The sequence below is a fragment of the Bacillus sp. NPDC077411 genome (assembly GCF_044543425.1).
GTDB classification, from domain to species: domain Bacteria; phylum Bacillota; class Bacilli; order Bacillales; family Bacillaceae_G; genus Bacillus_A; species Bacillus_A bruguierae.
Genome location: NZ_JBITWA010000001.1, coordinates 565,138 through 581,060, shown reverse-complemented (window position 1 = coordinate 581,060; position 15,923 = coordinate 565,138). Strand labels below are relative to the sequence as shown.

The 15,923-nt window shown below is 32.6% G+C and carries 18 protein-coding genes and 1 pseudogene; 12 read left to right on the top strand and 7 right to left on the bottom strand.

What is annotated here, in order from left to right:
* The first annotated feature begins 80 nt into the window (after positions 1-80).
* Positions 81-935: a phospholipase C gene (locus ACIGHG_RS02885; RefSeq protein ID WP_396547087.1), complete on the top strand. Its 855-nt coding sequence runs from the start codon at positions 81-83 to the stop codon at positions 933-935.
* Positions 936-1,471: 536 nt separating this feature from the next.
* Positions 1,472-2,293 carry a GH25 family lysozyme gene (locus ACIGHG_RS02880; protein ID WP_396547085.1) on the top strand — a complete coding sequence of 274 codons (822 nt, stop codon included), beginning with the start codon at positions 1,472-1,474 and terminating at the stop codon, positions 2,291-2,293.
* Between the two features lie 156 nt (positions 2,294-2,449).
* On the opposite strand, the pseudogene ACIGHG_RS02875 reads toward ACIGHG_RS02880, so the two are convergent.
* Positions 2,450-2,611, bottom strand: a pseudogene (locus ACIGHG_RS02875) (helix-turn-helix domain-containing protein); the annotation flags it as partial.
* 295 nt (positions 2,612-2,906) lie between these two features.
* Between ACIGHG_RS02875 and ACIGHG_RS02870 the strand changes: the two are divergent.
* A complete protein-coding gene (locus ACIGHG_RS02870; protein WP_336472294.1) occupies positions 2,907-3,644 on the top strand; it encodes a YwaF family protein in 738 nt (245 codons plus the stop codon).
* 53 nt (positions 3,645-3,697) lie between these two features.
* On the opposite strand, the gene ACIGHG_RS02865 is transcribed toward ACIGHG_RS02870, so the two are convergent.
* The gene (locus ACIGHG_RS02865) at positions 3,698-4,510 is read right to left on the bottom strand and encodes an N-acyl homoserine lactonase family protein (protein WP_396547083.1); all 813 of its coding nucleotides are present in this window, start codon (positions 4,508-4,510) and stop codon (positions 3,698-3,700) included.
* Between the two features lie 105 nt (positions 4,511-4,615).
* Here ACIGHG_RS02865 and ACIGHG_RS02860 point away from each other — a divergent pair, with 105 nt between their 5' ends.
* The 7 genes from ACIGHG_RS02860 to ACIGHG_RS02830 all read left to right on the top strand — a co-directional run bounded on the left by ACIGHG_RS02860 (position 4,616) and on the right by ACIGHG_RS02830 (position 8,089).
* Positions 4,616-5,110: a DinB family protein gene (locus ACIGHG_RS02860; protein WP_396547081.1), complete on the top strand. Its 495-nt coding sequence runs from the start codon at positions 4,616-4,618 to the stop codon at positions 5,108-5,110.
* A 73-nt stretch (positions 5,111-5,183) separates the two neighbouring features.
* Positions 5,184-5,666 (top strand): GNAT family N-acetyltransferase, encoded by a 483-nt coding sequence (locus tag ACIGHG_RS02855; RefSeq protein ID WP_396547080.1) that lies wholly within the window; start codon positions 5,184-5,186, stop codon positions 5,664-5,666.
* Between the two features lie 26 nt (positions 5,667-5,692).
* The gene (locus ACIGHG_RS02850) at positions 5,693-6,193 is read left to right on the top strand and encodes a shikimate kinase (protein WP_396547078.1); all 501 of its coding nucleotides are present in this window, start codon (positions 5,693-5,695) and stop codon (positions 6,191-6,193) included.
* Positions 6,194-6,350: 157 nt separating this feature from the next.
* Positions 6,351-6,647 (top strand): hypothetical protein, encoded by a 297-nt coding sequence (locus tag ACIGHG_RS02845; RefSeq protein WP_396547076.1) that lies wholly within the window; start codon positions 6,351-6,353, stop codon positions 6,645-6,647.
* Positions 6,648-6,667: 20 nt separating this feature from the next.
* The gene (locus ACIGHG_RS02840) at positions 6,668-6,874 is read left to right on the top strand and encodes a hypothetical protein (RefSeq protein WP_396547074.1); all 207 of its coding nucleotides are present in this window, start codon (positions 6,668-6,670) and stop codon (positions 6,872-6,874) included.
* Between the two features lie 350 nt (positions 6,875-7,224).
* Positions 7,225-7,710 (top strand): helix-turn-helix domain-containing protein, encoded by a 486-nt coding sequence (locus ACIGHG_RS02835; protein WP_396547072.1) that lies wholly within the window; start codon positions 7,225-7,227, stop codon positions 7,708-7,710.
* A 16-nt stretch (positions 7,711-7,726) separates the two neighbouring features.
* Positions 7,727-8,089: a DUF4180 domain-containing protein gene (locus ACIGHG_RS02830; protein ID WP_396547070.1), complete on the top strand. Its 363-nt coding sequence runs from the start codon at positions 7,727-7,729 to the stop codon at positions 8,087-8,089.
* Positions 8,090-8,550: 461 nt separating this feature from the next.
* On the opposite strand, the gene ACIGHG_RS02825 is transcribed toward ACIGHG_RS02830, so the two are convergent.
* Complete coding sequence (locus ACIGHG_RS02825) at positions 8,551-9,363, bottom strand: alpha/beta fold hydrolase (RefSeq protein ID WP_396547069.1); 813 nt, start codon at positions 9,361-9,363, stop codon at positions 8,551-8,553.
* A gap of 79 nt (positions 9,364-9,442) precedes the next feature.
* Between ACIGHG_RS02825 and ACIGHG_RS02820 the strand changes: the two genes are divergently transcribed.
* On the top strand, positions 9,443-9,742 hold the full coding sequence (locus ACIGHG_RS02820) for an RNA-binding protein (RefSeq protein WP_396547067.1): 300 nt from the start codon (positions 9,443-9,445) through the stop codon (positions 9,740-9,742).
* 71 nt (positions 9,743-9,813) lie between these two features.
* On the opposite strand, the gene ACIGHG_RS02815 is transcribed toward ACIGHG_RS02820, so the two are convergent.
* From ACIGHG_RS02815 to ACIGHG_RS02805, 3 genes are all read right to left on the bottom strand, one after another.
* Positions 9,814-11,202, bottom strand: a complete 1,389-nt coding sequence (locus ACIGHG_RS02815) for an MFS transporter (RefSeq protein WP_396547065.1) — start codon at positions 11,200-11,202, stop codon at positions 9,814-9,816.
* Positions 11,203-11,877: 675 nt separating this feature from the next.
* A complete protein-coding gene (locus ACIGHG_RS02810; RefSeq protein ID WP_336472286.1) occupies positions 11,878-12,201 on the bottom strand; it encodes a YfjL-like protein in 324 nt (107 codons plus the stop codon).
* Positions 12,202-12,465: 264 nt separating this feature from the next.
* A complete protein-coding gene (locus ACIGHG_RS02805; RefSeq protein WP_336472285.1) occupies positions 12,466-12,864 on the bottom strand; it encodes a permease in 399 nt (132 codons plus the stop codon).
* Between the two features lie 556 nt (positions 12,865-13,420).
* On the opposite strand from ACIGHG_RS02805, the gene ACIGHG_RS02800 reads away from it, so the two are divergent.
* Positions 13,421-14,122, top strand: a complete 702-nt coding sequence (locus ACIGHG_RS02800; RefSeq protein ID WP_336472284.1) for a hypothetical protein — start codon at positions 13,421-13,423, stop codon at positions 14,120-14,122.
* A gap of 289 nt (positions 14,123-14,411) precedes the next feature.
* Here ACIGHG_RS02800 and ACIGHG_RS02795 read toward each other — a convergent pair whose 3' ends face one another.
* The gene (locus ACIGHG_RS02795; protein ID WP_396547063.1) at positions 14,412-15,761 is read right to left on the bottom strand and encodes an erythromycin esterase family protein; all 1,350 of its coding nucleotides are present in this window, start codon (positions 15,759-15,761) and stop codon (positions 14,412-14,414) included.
* Positions 15,762-15,923 lie beyond the last annotated feature (162 nt).

The window sequence follows — 15,923 nt, the reverse complement described above, 5'->3', positions numbered from 1 at the left end:
GCATTTCATGTGTCTTCTGGTAAAATAAGAGAAAATGCTATGAAAGAAAGTTAAATTATACATTAAATGGAGGAATATGTATGAAAAGAAAAGTTTTAGCTATAGCTTCTGTCATTGCTTTAACAGCTCCTGTTCAAAGCGTGGCGTTCGCACATGAAAATGATGGGCAATTTGATCCACCTATTGCTCAAAAATGGTCAGCAGAATCGATACATAATGAAGGAGTAAGTTCCCATTTATGGATTGTCAACAGAGCGATTGATATTATGTCTCAAAATACGACTGTAGTGAAGCAAAACGAGACAGCTCTATTAAATGAATGGCGTACTAATCTAGAGGAAGGTATTTACTCTGCGGATTATAAAAACCCATACTATGATCATTCCACATTTGCTTCACACTTCTATGATCCAGATTCAGGAAAAACGTATATTCCATTTGCGAAACAAGCAAAGCAAACGGGAGCGAAGTATTTTAAACTAGCTGGTGAAGCTTATCAAAATAAAGATCTGAAAAATGCATTCTTTTATTTAGGATTATCACTTCATTATTTAGGAGATGTGAACCAGCCTATGCATGCAGCAAACTTTACTAACATTTCGCATCCATTTGGCTTCCACTCAAAATATGAAAACTTCGTTGACACAGTGAAAGACAATTATAGAGTAACGGATGGAAATGGCTATTGGAATTGGCAAAGTGCAAATCCAGAAGAGTGGGTTCATGCATCAGCAGCTGCAGCAAAAGCTGATTTTCCATCAATTGTTAATGATCAGACGAAAAATTGGTTCCTAAAAGCTGCTGTATCACAAGATTCTGCTGATAAATGGCGTGCAGAAGTAACACCGGTAACAGGAAAACGTTTAATGGAAGCGCAGCGTATTACAGCTGGATATATCCATTTATGGTTTGAGACGTACGTGAATAACAAATAACAAATCCATTTTACACATGGCAAAAGTTATGTATGTCATAAAGTGAAATGAAAACGAATATTGGGTTCAAGGGTCATCATAAGGGTAAATGCTATATTTTGAGTTTGATAAGTGTATTTTAGAAGTTTCAAAGCTTTTAAAATCAATGAAAGACTATTGTAATATTTATAAAAACAAATTTTAATCTGAAGTAAAAAGTATAAGCAATCAATGTACAGTATAATTTCATTTTTGTAATTTTATAGAAATGATAAAGTGAAGTGGGTCATAATGTGGAGGTAAAATCCAGACTATGACCCATTTTTACATGTCTCTCGGCTAAACCCTAATTACATCCGTTAATTCATAATTTGAAAAATACCTCTGATAAAAAAACGTTGAATCAATTGATTGCAACGTTTTTAATTATTTTATTTACTTTTCACTTAAATAGATAAATGGCAATTAAATCTGAATTATTTTAAGACAATCGATGCTAAGTGTACTTGTATAACGGTTATTTATATTACGAAAACGAAAAAAGGAGATGTTGAATAATGACGAAACATATTGTAGACCTCTCAAAATACAATGATAATATCGATTGGGATATAGCGACGCCGCAACTGGATTTAGCAATCTGTCGCGTTCAATATGGCTCAAGGAAAATAGATCCACTGTACAATGAACATGTCCGAAATTTAGAAGCATATGGAATTCCTCATGCCGCTTATGCTTACGGTTGTTATGTAAGTATTGCAGATGCCATTGTAGAGGCCGAAGATTTTTTAGCGCGTGTAAATCCAAATGCAACATTTCTTGTGTTGGATGTTGAAGATGATACGCTAGCAAGCTGCGGAGCTACGAATCTAGCAGAAGCATCGCAAGCCTTTATTCATACTTGCCGAGATGCTGGTTGGAAAACTGGCTTATATGTATCGCATCATATGTATGGCTCTTACGGATTACAAAATGTACAAGCTGATTTCTTATGGATTCCACGATATGGAGGAAGAAAACCTAAATATGCATGCGATTTATGGCAATATGCAGATGGTGAAACAGGGGGATGGCTTGATGGAATTGGAAAAGTAGATCTAAATGATTTAAACGGAGATAAAACGCTCGAATGGTTCACAAATGCTCAGGAACTTTATCGTATTTTTATAGGAGACTTCAATTCGATTGAATGGACAGAAGGCGTATATCACACAATCAAAGGTATTTTCCCAGACTACGGGATGTGGACGCAACCTCTTGACGATGGAAATCAGCGTATTATCATTGGTGATTTCAACTCCAAAACATGGTGTGATGAAACGTTTGCGAAGTTGAAAGAAATTTTTCCGTCATATGGCATGTGGATTGAGCGAATTTAGATACCTTCTATAAACGCTGCATGATGTATATTGTATGGCACGATAGGAAGACCTCTTTTCTGTGAGTTTTGTGTGGTAACTCAATTCTACCAAGAAAAGGTCTTCCTTTTTAGTATCTGTATTTATACAAAATATTTTATACTCTCTTATCATTTTTTAATCTACGGAATTTTCAATGGCTATTTTCAAATACTTTGCTGACATTTTATAAGCACGATTATTATAAAAATAGTTTCCTAGTTCAGTAGCGAGTTCACGAACTAAAGGGTATTGTTTTTTTTCTAAACCTATTTCAATAGCTTTTTGCATATTTATCTCCTATCTAAAATTGATGCTTTACACCTTCAAATTTTTAATCTGTAATAACTTCATCATTTTCCCTCTCATACAATTCGACTTATATGTTTTTAAAGAGTTTAATTTGTTCAATTGTTACACCGCCAATATTGTTCATAGAGATGTTGATTTAGTTGATTTATCACAGGCATCAATAATTTTCTAATTACAAATTATCCATGAAAGCATGGTTGTTTTGGTTTGGAAAGAAAGTAAATTAGTTGACGAGTCTTTCCTTTTTTACCATAATATTGTATGAAGGAAAGGAGGAGGGAGCATGGAAGCATATTTTCGAGCAGCTCCATTAGAACCGTTTGTCCCATACTCGAAACAACACGTTATTATACTTCTTCTTATCGGTTTAGGGATTTATTTTCTATATCAATATCAGGATTTACTCCGCCAAGAGCAATGGAATATGATGGTTCGCTATACAATTGCTTTTTTGTTTATAGGCAGTGAAATTGGATTGGATATATGGCAAGTGAAGGCGGGGATTTTTCGACTCAGTACATCATTACCATTTGAGTTATGTACGATTAGTTTATTGCTGGCATCTATTATGATTATAACGAAAAGTTATAAGTTATATGAAATTGTCTTTTTCACAGGAATTATCGGGGCAGCGCAAGCAATTTTAACTCCAAACTTACAGTATGCATTTCCGCATTTTCGCTTCATAGAATATTTCATCGCACATGCATTACTCATTTTGTCACCGCTCTTTATGACGTGGGTGGAAGGATATAGGCCGACTTTTCAATCTGTTAAGCGTACGATGCTATTTTTAAATGCATTACTACCAATTATTTTATTTGTAAACTATAAAACAGGCGGGAACTATATGTTTTTAGCGCATAAGCCAGAGACGACTTCATTACTTGATATGTTAGGTCCTTATCCTTACTATATTATTTCATTAGAAGTTGTTGCGTTTATTGCATGTCTAATCTTGTATATACCATTTAATAGAAATAGAAGTCGTATGAATAAAAAATTATTAAGAAACATTTGAGTGAGAAAAGTGAAACCACACCCCGCTACAGATTTAGTGATGGTGTGGTTTTATTATTCAATAACTTGCTCGTTAATACTCGGATCATGATTGGCTATCACTTGTACACAATCTTCTCTTTTCCTAAATTCTCTGACCCAATCTAAAGATTTTTGAGCAGCATCCTTATCAATAGTTACCCCAGGTAATACATTTTGTTCCCAGGATCTCTCTGAATAACCAACATCACTAGCTAATAGTACCCAGCCTTTCGTTGTTTGTACCAGTGCAGAGCATAATCCTTTGCTATGGCCAGGTGTATATACCATATAGAGAGAACCATCTTGAAATACATCATAGCCTAACTGATAAGGGCCGTACGGAATTTCTTGTAACTGAAAAGTATTGATAGGAACACTTTCCCACATTGATTTAATGTACCCAGCGTCTTTTTGGGCTGCATGCCATTCTAGTTCATTCGTTACAATATGTTTCGCATCTGCCACGTGTTTTACTCCGCTTACATGGTCGGAATGAAGATGGGTCAGTAATACGTAATCAATATCCTTGTTCTGAATTCCTTTTGCTTGAAGTCTTTCTGCAACAGACTGTCCTTCCGGTAAAGTACCAGTAAACATAGTAGAAGTAAGCCAACCTAAATGTTTTTTCGGATTTGTTCTCATATCTTCGTGCCATCCTGTATCGATTAAGACTAATCCTTTTGGATGCTCAATTAAGTACGCGGAAACAGGCATCCATCTTTTTTTAGTAGAACTTCTGAACCATCCAGTATAAGGCATCGGATGCCATGTTTTCTCTTGAAATGCCATCGCTTGATCAATGTACACTTGCCCGGTATGCCATACATGTATTTTACTCGTCATCATTTTTCACCTCTGGATAAAAAATAAAATAAATTATAAGATGATTATGTATTTTCTGCAAAATATTTGTTTCAATGAAATATTATGTTAAATATGGAGTGAATAGACATGCAATTGGTTTTTAAAATTACATATCATCGTATGTACGACCATTATCTTCCGAAACTACTCCAAGCAATTCATCGTTTAAACACCGAAGAACTGTGGAAGCAGGAGATGAATTCAATTGGTGGAATCGCCTTACATATTTGTGAGCATATAAAAAGAAATACAGCTCGGTACTCGAATCCGGATATAAAGTTTGAAGAAGGGATTGAAGAGTATTTTCCTCATTTAGACATATCATCAACTGCTTTGTGTTCCATGATTGAAGAGACCTTTACGAATTGGAAAAAAGAGTTTGCGAAAGTGGTAAATAGTAAAAAAAATGTAGAAATAGATATACATAGCCTTCTACATCTTGTGGAACATACTGCCTATCATTTAGGGCAAATTGTTGACCGAGTGAAAAGAATAAAGAACACGAAATTTGATTTTTGTCAAAATGGACTAAGCGAAAGAAATTTGAAAACGATGATTGAAAACAATAGGCTAGATTCATAAGGATTTCTTATATGTATCCTAAAGTTTTGGCACATTTTACCGAAATGAAAGATATTGTACGATTAATTTAAGTATGAAAAGAAAGGAAATGATGCCAATGCTTACATTTCGTCGTGTCGATGTAGAAAAAGATAAACAGACTATCATTAGATTTTTCACAGATACAGATGAAGAACTTCAGTTTAATGAGAGTGAATATATAAAGTATGCAAAGCAAAAGCAACTAAATTTTCCGGAAGGATTTGTTCTCTTGGAACGTGATCAACAGGTAGTCGGGGAATTAGTGCTTCGATATGACCATTATGAAGGAAGAGAGATTGGTTATGTAAGTTTTGTATATGTAATTCCCGAGGGGCGCGGGAAGGGATATAGTAAAGAGATTTTTCAATATGCCGAGGAGCAGTTTAAAAAGCGTAATTTACTTGAATATCATCTTCGCGTTGCACAGTCCAATTTGAGAGCTATCAAATTTTATGAAAAACAAGGACTTGAAAGATTGGGAGAAGAGCGAAATTCTTACAATCAGCGTTGCTGGAGAATGAGGAAGAAGATGTAGATAAGGTTATATAAATTCAAAAAGCGGTGGTCGTATTGACAAGTAAAATTCATATTATAGGTTCTGTCGGAAGCGGAAAAACAACTTTAGCAAAAATGTTATCTTCACAGTTAAACATTCCATATTATGAGCTCGACAACGTCGTTTGGAAAAGATCTGAAAAAGGGGATATAAGAAATACACCTGAAGAAAGAGATGAGCAGCTGAATGATATTGTCAGTTCTGATGCTTGGATTATTGAAGGCGCCCATCATACATGGGTATCTCAAAGTTTTCAACATGCAGATATCATCATCTTTTTAGATGTAGCCCTTTCAAAAAGGATATATAGGATAACGAAGAGATTTATTTTACAATTATTTGGGTTTGAAAAGGCGAACTATAAGCCAAGCTTTCACATGTATTTGAAGATGTTTAAGTGGACGAGGGATTTTGAAAGGGAGAGTAAAGCAGAGATTTTGTATATGTTTGGGGAGTATAGTGATAAGGTGGTTGTTTTGAAGGATAATAGAGAAGTTGATATATAAGTTGAAAAAACGACATAAAAACCCCCCACTGATGGAAGTTTCACTTTAGTGTTTTCTTCTTCTAATTGCGATAACAATAAACGTTTTAAAGGCCCAAATACTAACTAACATATTGATAATTATATCAGCGTGGACTTCTACATTTGTTTTTATAGTTATGTTCCGTAAAATCAATCCAAAAGGTGATCTAAGGGAATATATAAAAAGTAAATTCAGGGAAAAAATAAAAATTTCAACGGTATTATGGATTCTTCTACTTCAATTTTCTATTTTTCTAGGAAGTCTCTTATTTACAAGCGTTGACCAGAATATAACAATAAAAGCTCAATTAGCTACTTCTTGGAGTACACTACTAGTGGCATTTGGTAATCATTTCATTCGAGGCCCATTAGGAGAAGAGCTAGGCTGGAGAGGGTATGTATTAAATGAATTGCAAAAAAATTTACCCCATTAAAATCAGCAATTATAGTTGGCGTGGTGTGGGGATTTTGGCATGCGCCGCTATGGTTTATATCTTCAGGATATACAGGAATACAATTGGTTCAATATATTATTTGTTTTTTAGTTTCTATTGTTTCTGTATCTATAATTATGACGGTATTTTATAACTTGAATCATAATCTTGTGATTTCAATGATGATTCATCAAATTTTCAATGGGAAGATTATGACTGGTCATTGACTTAAATCAAGAGTCAATGGGGAAGCTTCAAAACGTGCGGGGTATAGCTCAGTTTTAGGGGGAATTTCACCATATCTCGTGAAAAATTTAGAAAATATATGGTGAAATATAGTATGCGCGGCGTAGATTTTTTATGATAGATTGTCGAACAACAATAAAATCCTTGGCAGGAATGCTGAGGGTTTTATTGTTGTAAATGAATAATGAAAAATTTCATAAGTACATAAGTGTTTTAGTAGAAAAGGGTAATAAAATACAGTAAAGTTAAACAAACTACAATAAAATCCTTGAAAATTATAAGTGTAGTAATTATAATTTAGTTATAGGTTAATTTTGGAAGGTGTTTTTTTATGGAGAATCAATTTTATACGATAGATAAAATCGCAGAAATATTAGGTATGCATCATAAAACGATAAGAAAATTCATAACAGAAGGTAAGCTTGGAGCAAATAAGGTTGGAAAGCAGTGGAGGATTTCAGGTCATGATTTAAGTGTTTTTATGGAAAAAAATAATGTTAGTCCGAATGATAAAAAGATTAGCGAAGAGCCAAATATTGATTTTGCTACAAATGGAGAAGTGGGAAACATTGCAAGGCAAAAGATAAATGTATCTACTGTTGTGGATATCAGTGATATAGATATGGATGAGTATATGAGAATATCCAATATGCTTATAGCTATAATGAATTGCAAAGATCCTAAGATGGGGAAATCAACAATTAATATGAAATATGATGAGAAAATGCACCGATTAAGAGTTATGTTATGGGGGAATATAGATTTCATTGAAGGGATGCTGAGTTCAATTTCAATGCTTGTAGAACAAACTGATTGATAAGGGGGCAAACATAATGAATTATAGAGTTATGGAAAAGAACAACAAAAAGTATATTGAATGTGTTTCTGTTCGAAGACAAATTTGTTCCGAAAAAGATGTGTTAGATTTTGTAGGTATATGTGCTGAAAATGATGTATACACGTTAATCTTCTACGTTGATGCATTTTCTGAAGACTTCTTCAATCTGAAAACGGGTCTAGCAGGAATGATGTTACAAAAATTTATAAACTATCATATAAAAGTTGCTGTTATTTTAGAAAATGAAGAAAAACTTAATAATAGATTTAAAGAAATGATTATGGAAGCTAATAAAGGAAATGATTTTAGAACATTTAAGAATATGACAGATGCTGAAAACTGGATTTCGAGTTTATGATGTTCAATATAAATCCATTTTTAGAAATTTCCATTGTAAATTTCTCCACAATAATCATTTAAAATGGGCCAATATGATTCCATCTTAAATAAAATCTATACATAATACCAAAAACAAAAAATAGTGAAATAAAAAGAGAATAATATTTTTTTCTTATCTTCACAACGCGTAAAAATTTTCGGTTCGTAAATATGAACGTTGGCAAAAGAATACCACTTATTATGAGAGTAATCATGAGTCCCAAAATGATAGCAGCCCACTCTTCCTCAACCATATCTGAACAAACATTAATTAAACAATTAATCCCATTGAAGGTGATTAACAATCCAAACAGAACATAACCAAAAAGAAAACCAAAGATAAAATTAAGAAGAGAACTTATTGATAAGCATAAATATTTCATCTATTCACCTTTCAAAAACATTGTAATTATTAAGAAGCAATGTCAATCATATTATAAATTATTCATACGTAACTTCATTGTATTTCTTAAACGGTACATTATTAAGAAAATCAAGTACAATTTCATTGAAAATATTCTTTTTCATCACATTTAGAGGATCAAATGCATTCTGAAATAAAGCCAGTTTGCCATTAGCAACATTATTATAAATTGTTCTAGCTGCCTTCCCTTCATCTATACCTGTTACTACCTTCCCTGCTCCTGAAAGAATTAAAGTTTCTGATTGTATTTGATGAAGAAGATGAGTATGTGTAGGAAACGGTGCTTTTTTTATCATGAGAAGCATTTTTTTATCTATCGAAAAAGAATTACGTAAAATTTTTTGTGTATAATCGTCGTTTTTATATACTTTCATCATCATATCGATAATTTTAGTATAAGGTAGCAAGCTAAAAATGAAATTAGAAAGATGTAATATCCATTTGGAAGCTTGGGAGGGGAATTCACTGTAGCTATTAGAAATCACTAATTTTTTTACATAAGATGGATAATGAATTGCTAATAATGTTCCAAGAATTGCTCCCTGTGAGACACCTATTATATGAAGGTTAGAAATATGCAATTCATCTAAAAACGCTACAATGTCCGATACAATGAGTTCGTAGCTGTACTTATTATTAGGAAATGTTTTAATAGAATCTCCATGTCCCCTATAATCCATAAGAATTAATTTATATTGTTTAGAAAATGATTCAATTTGCGGCTCCCACATTTTCCAACACGCACCGCTCCCGTGAAGAAATAAAATGGGTTCACCTTTTCCAAAACACTTATAGTGAAATTCTCCATTTCGTGTTTTTACTACAGCCATGAGCAAAACTCCCTTTGGTTAAATTTTGAAATTCCCCATATTTAAAATATACATTACAAAAAATAAATTTCAATATTTTTTGAAGTTTTATATGCTTTATATTTCAAAATTTGAAGTAAACAAAAACCTGCTCCTTATTTATGGAGAAATTGAAAAGGTAGAAGTGTATGATGCTTATAAGACTGGAAAAGTAAATAAGTTGGGTTTTAAATTTGTATTTTATACAAATACGAATGAAAAAATCGAGGTGAAATGTATAGAGGACAAGTGGTCAGAGGAACAGCGCAAAATGGAGGAAATGGAAGAAGTAATAAAGCGAAAAGGAATTCCGATTACATACAGTTCAACTTTTAAAATAAAAGGTCAATTTCAATATTAACCGCCGCTTACTAATAAAAAAAGAATCCTAAAGTTTTAACATTAGGATTCTTTTTTAAAATGTATATAAACCTACTTTTTCACTTTTCGTCCTACTAATACCCAGTATAGAGATAAACTGAATAGAGCAATTAGTACGAGAATGAATAGGATGTTACTAAACATGGCAACATCCGCATTGTTTACCATTCCTAGGAAATTTTTCTTCATTGCGGAATGGTCCATCATCGCCGCTGTGTAAGCAATTCCGATTGACATCGCAACATTCAGTGTTAAGTTATAAAAGCCGATTGCTGTTCCTGTTTTTTCTTTATCAATTGTACAAATGCAAGAGTCAAGTAATGGTGCATACATGAATGCAAATGAACTAGAGAATAGAACCATAGATATTACGAATACAACAACGGAAGTTTTTATAAAGAATCCGCCTAATAGTAAGCTTAACATAATGCTGCACATAGCGAGTGTAATACATTGTTTGCTTCCCATAACCTTTGCAACTTTTCCGGAAAGAGCTCCGACGATAGTTGCCGCTATATAGCCTGGAATTAATAATAGTGAAATTGTATCTAACTGCAAGCCATAAATCTTTTCAAGTAAGAATGGAAATAGGAAAATATATGCTAGCTGTACAGAGTAAATGATAAACGCAACGCCAAGTAATGAGATAAACTGCTTATTTTGGAAGAATGAGATTCCGATAAAAGCTTTTGAGTTCTTACTGATATAAGTAAGGAACAAGGCAATTGCAACAATAAACAAGATTAGGTAAAGCCAATTGAAATCTGTAATATATAGTAGTAGGGACGCTGAAATGGCTCCAACTAGAAATAATCCTAATATATCTACATGACTGTTTTCCGTTTCTTCCTTAGGAATATATTTCAAAATAAAAGGAAGAGTGAAAAGTGTTACTAAAGAAAGTAAAAATAAAGTTGTCCAATGGAAATATGTTGAAACATAACCACCAGTTAATGCACCGATAAGCTGTGAAAGAGCAAAACTACTTGTACTTAATCCTAAAAATTTCTTTTGTTCATCTGCAGGTAAATGCTTTGTGACAAATATTACATATAACGTTTCAGCTGATGCTAAACCGGCAGTTTGAATAATTCGTGAGATAACAACTAGTAAAAACGAGTGTTGAAAAACATATCCCATGATGGAACCAGCACAGATTAAAATAATCCCAGCGCTAAAAAGTTTTCTAAAACTAATAGAATCCGCTAAAGCTGCGTAAACGACTGCGCCAATTCCAATTACAAGACCAGCTAATGTTGCTTGCCAGCTAACTGTTGTCGCTGAAATGTGAAAATCCTTTGCCATATCAACAGAAATAATCTTAAACGAATTATCAATTACCAAACATAATAGAAATAACAGTAAGGTAACAGGTACTGCTTTCTTAGCGCTATACTCCTGAGTTTTCTTCATGCTTACATCTGCATTTATTGTAGACATAGCGATATTCCTCTCCTTTTGTGATTCAAGGAATGGTCTTCCTGAATCATGATTGTCTAACTACCAATTGATCGAATGGCTTCAGTAATTTCTAAGCCATTTGTTTCATATAAGGGATTTCCTTGTGCACAGTTGTACCCATTTTCGTTTTTTCCTTTTTATAACGTTTGAAAAGGAAACGTTTGCACGAATGACTGGAAACATTTTAAAATTTGATTCCGCTTTCATGAACATGCATAATAATCTATTACAATATCGTATAGTTGTCTAAAACTTGTATACATCTAAAAAGTGAAAAGGATACCACACTTTGTTCTTATGATGTTTACAAGGAAGCATTTGCATGAATAATGAAAAATATCTTATACTTTGATTCCGCTTTCATGATCGTGCATAATAACTCTTTGCGATATACAATATTGTATAGTTGTCTAAAAACTTGTATACATCTTAACAATGAAAAGGATACCATACCTTTTCTTTGCTCACAACCTATCTTTCTTTCGGAATTTGTCTGTTTTGTTACAAAAAAAGCGATGTATTTTGTATGAAATACATCGCTTGCAGCTATTGGGATTAAAAATATTGAGAACGGAGATATAGCAGCGTGACCAAAAGAAGTAAAAAAGAGTTAGCATGACGCTAGCTCTTTTTTACTTCTTTGTTTTAGCCTTATTACTTTGTAATTTTAGAGTGTTGACTTAAGTACTCCTGAACTCCTGGAGAAATGTCAAAGCGGTTCGGTCCTTTATATTCGATAATAAAATCCTTACCTTCATTTGTTTCAAATGAGATCTCATAACTATCCATTTTATGATTGTAAGAAGTGCCTTTGACTTTCGCATCTAAATCGAAGTATTTCACAATATACTTTTCTGATTCAGAAATGGCGGTTTGTTTTTTCCATGGAGTACCATTCCATGTGAAGTAAAGAAATAAAGCGGTAACGCCAATGAGAGAAGTTAGTAGAATAGCTACTCTAGTTACGTTTTTATTCATTTGAGTGATTCCTCCGTAAAATGATATGAATTTATTTTAACACTATCCCAACAGAAGCCCCCTTCCTCAAGCATTTGCAGAGCATAGTCCAGGTGGTAGGGAGGGAATGAATGTTGGTCGTGTATGGCTGAAATGTCTTGTTTTCATGAGCGTATAGGGAATCCTACTTTCAACGGATAGCACGTTACATCTATCAAGCATTGAGAGGGAAAAAGAAATACAAAAATGATATCGTAAAGTAGCTTGATTAACATAGAGTTCTTTTTAGAAGGGTTTAACTTTTTCATTTCCGGTTATTTTATGAATAATATATTTCACTCCCAAATATATTCCGCCAATTAATATGAAAAGTATAACTATAATAGCATCTTCAGCACCTCCACCGGAAAAATCTAAATCCTTCTTTTTACTTATAATATGTCCCAGAATATAGGACAAGATAAAGCTGATTACAAAGGCTAAAGCAAGATACACTGTAAATTCTCGATTCGATATTGCAGCCACTATGTAACAACAGACTCCGAAAAATGTAAATAAAAGCAATAAAAAAAATAATGCTTTAAAAAATTTTTTGATATTCACCCAACATTGAGACAAAAATTGTCTAAATGTTCTCCGGTTACGTGGTCTCTTTCTGCGTCGTTTCTTTTTGTGCTCTTTCATTTCAATCATCCATCCATAATCATTGTATTTCTATAATTATATCATTAAACAATAATGAGATATATTCTTAATGTTAGATATAGTAGGGTAGCTTTAAGGTTTGAAGACAAGGGATACCTCGTTTTATGAAGAATTGTACACTAGAGGTTTTTAAATGAGGTGGTAGTTATATGTGAAGTGAATATCATCTCATATTATTACTTACAGTAGCTTGCGAGCTATAATATAAAAGGAGGTTACATAAAGAAAAGTTTATAAGTAGTTTTAGTGGTTATTTTACAAAAGAATATGGGAATGTAGAATGTGATTACGTGGAGCTATTTGATATTGACGATCCAGAATACATTAAAATTGAATTAATAGATAATAAGGTGATTGTTACTGCTTTTTTATTTGCAGGGTTTACTATATGTCGGATAAAAAAGATTTAAGAAAGGTAGCAGTTACTATAGAGGAGATTTATTCATACTCATTGATAGGGATAGAAACGTCTTATATATTTTCTTGTTTTTATTATATTTAAATAATACATAAAGATGAAAAAAGGGGTAAAACCATGGATTATAACGCATTTCTTAAGCAAGTAATTAATGGAGATTGGAAGTCAACTCAAAAAGGTTTTATTGTTTATACTCCTGAAAAAACCATGGAATATTTTGAAGATATATCAAATGAAAAAGATATATTTTTAGCGGATTTTAAGTATGTTGAAGATTTATTTTTTGAAGCATGTTCTAATGTCATAGAAAAATTTTCTCGTTCCGAAAATAATAAAGATGTATTTGTACTCGCATTGTACGTTGATACTGAGGGCGGCTATTGTGGTATATCAATAAATACAGAATCGGAATACCGAAAGATAATTGATAAGTGGTATCCTGATGAATCAGAAGAAGAGCTTAATAGCTTATATGGAGTTCGGTACCATGATTCAGCATTTCCGTTTACCTTTTTTAGTGAATTAATCACTCCGCAATTAGAAGAAATCACAAACGCATACTATTGTATAAATACGGAGCATCCAATACTTGATGTTCAAAGAAAGATAGCATTTCATAAATCCTTTTTTGCAGAACATCTAATATTAATAGGAATCAACGTGGTGAATAGACTTAAAAATATATTTTCATTGTTGGATACAACAGAAGATTTTTTTGCTTATGTAACCTTGCATGATGTCAATGCTGAACTTTCCGAATTGTTGATCAAAAAAACAGTTCCAAATGTATTGTTCGATCAGCTATTTTCCAAAAAATAAATGAAATGAATACAAAAGTCATTGAGGGATGTTCATCATAAGAAGGAATAAATCAAATCCTTTTTATCATTATTTTTTTAAGATGAAGAGAAAAGGAATAGTTCTAATTAGTTTGTATGATACATAAGACTCTTAGACAATTACATAAGGTGTCTTCTCTTGTTCCCATTCAGCAGAATATGTATAACTTTAATCACTTTATAAAATATCCTTTATAAAGAATAATATATCTCTTAAGGAACTATAAAACAAAAAGCGCACCATCTATTGTATTGGCGCGCTTTTTATTTTACTTAATTCGTGAAGGACTAATATGATCTAGCCATAGAATTCCATCATATTGTTGGTTAGGAATCATGGTTTCATCGTAAGATCCCCAATACTGTCCGATAATAGGCATATACATCCAAGAGGTTTCAGGACGATTTTCCTCACCTTTTAAATTTACAAATACTTGCGGATGTTGTGCAGCTTTCAAAATTTCTTCAACACTATTTGTTTGATGTTTTTCCTTTACATTTTCAATCGTTTTATTATCTGCTAGCAAACTACTACCACTATATGCAAATATACCAACTGTATACATTTGGTTTTTTAAATACTGTGGTATCATATCCATCATATTTGGAAATGGTAATACGGTTTGAATCATTTTAGAATTTTGTTTTCTGATATGATAATTGTGTCCCCATACAATCATTTTTTTATTCTTAAATTGCATTTCGCTTAACCATGCTAAATTCTGTGCCATCCTTTGATCTCGAGTGTAAAATGAGTAATCATCTGGATATTTTTCATGTGGAATATTAATCTCCTGATATTCTTTCACATCGCTTGGAATATATGTTTTAAGCGCATCGATTCGAATCTTGATTGACTTTTCTAGAAGATTTACATCATAAGATGCTTTAGGTGCTACTTGTTGCAATTCATTTTTATGTTGTTGGATAAACTCTTTTATTTTTTCATATTTGTCCAAAAGGGGTGCCTGCATGTCTTCAAATTCCTTATAAGAAGAGACAAAATGGTATTTCACGATTTCTCTTTCTGTTTCTACAAGTAATTTAGCTACTTCAGGATCCAATTTTCCAATCCATTCATTTGCATATGTTGCAAATGTAGCAGTATTGGCATTCCAAGGTATTTGTATATCAAATCCTGTTAAAATAAGAGGTGTTCCTTTTTCCTTTTGTTCTTTTATGTATTGAAATAATTCTTCCACATCTTCTGTAAACCACTGGTTATAAATAGCTTTCTTCATGGCTTGTTCAGCTGTTAAAGCATCTATATTTTGGTACACAGTATTCGCTTCCGCAAAGTTTGATTCAAATGCAATCACATCATAACCCATTTCTTCATGCAAATACTTAATGATACGAACCTTAGATTGATTCATTTCTGTTGAACCATGAGTAGACTCACCTAGTGAAACAATACGTTTGCCCTGTAAGGTTTGTTTTAAAAATGATAAATCCTCATTTGAACTAGCAGTTGGTTCTTGTAATTTAACTGCATGTTCACGAACCCAATTCTGCCATTTTTGTTGATCTGCAGGCAGTTCTTCAGCAGATGCTACTGTCGAAAATGTTGTGAGTGCAAATAAAGTAGCTACTAATCCTTTTTTCCATTTTGAAAACACAAATACCCCTCCTGATTGTTTATAAACTTTATTACATAAATCTAATTATCTATCATTCATTTCAAAAAATGGGAATAATTAGATTTATATATTTATACTAGAGGACAGAGATTATAAAAATCAAGGAAAAAGGTGATAATTATGTTAAGTCATAATATTCTG

Coding starts and splice junctions, on each gene's coding strand:
- ACIGHG_RS02885 (WP_396547087.1), top strand. CDS start 81: ATGAAAAGAAAAGTTTTAGCTATAGCTTCTGTCATTGCTTTAACAGCT.
- ACIGHG_RS02880 (WP_396547085.1), top strand. CDS start 1,472: ATGACGAAACATATTGTAGACCTCTCAAAATACAATGATAATATCGAT.
- ACIGHG_RS02870 (WP_336472294.1), top strand. CDS start 2,907: ATGGAAGCATATTTTCGAGCAGCTCCATTAGAACCGTTTGTCCCATAC.
- ACIGHG_RS02865 (WP_396547083.1), bottom strand. CDS start 4,510: ATGATGACGAGTAAAATACATGTATGGCATACCGGGCAAGTGTACATT.
- ACIGHG_RS02860 (WP_396547081.1), top strand. CDS start 4,616: ATGCAATTGGTTTTTAAAATTACATATCATCGTATGTACGACCATTAT.
- ACIGHG_RS02855 (WP_396547080.1), top strand. CDS start 5,184: ATGAAAAGAAAGGAAATGATGCCAATGCTTACATTTCGTCGTGTCGAT.
- ACIGHG_RS02845 (WP_396547076.1), top strand. CDS start 6,351: ATGTTCCGTAAAATCAATCCAAAAGGTGATCTAAGGGAATATATAAAA.
- ACIGHG_RS02835 (WP_396547072.1), top strand. CDS start 7,225: ATGGAGAATCAATTTTATACGATAGATAAAATCGCAGAAATATTAGGT.
- ACIGHG_RS02830 (WP_396547070.1), top strand. CDS start 7,727: ATGAATTATAGAGTTATGGAAAAGAACAACAAAAAGTATATTGAATGT.
- ACIGHG_RS02825 (WP_396547069.1), bottom strand. CDS start 9,363: ATGGCTGTAGTAAAAACACGAAATGGAGAATTTCACTATAAGTGTTTT.
- ACIGHG_RS02815 (WP_396547065.1), bottom strand. CDS start 11,202: ATGTCTACAATAAATGCAGATGTAAGCATGAAGAAAACTCAGGAGTAT.
- ACIGHG_RS02810 (WP_336472286.1), bottom strand. CDS start 12,201: ATGAATAAAAACGTAACTAGAGTAGCTATTCTACTAACTTCTCTCATT.
- ACIGHG_RS02805 (WP_336472285.1), bottom strand. CDS start 12,864: ATGAAAGAGCACAAAAAGAAACGACGCAGAAAGAGACCACGTAACCGG.
- ACIGHG_RS02800 (WP_336472284.1), top strand. CDS start 13,421: ATGGATTATAACGCATTTCTTAAGCAAGTAATTAATGGAGATTGGAAG.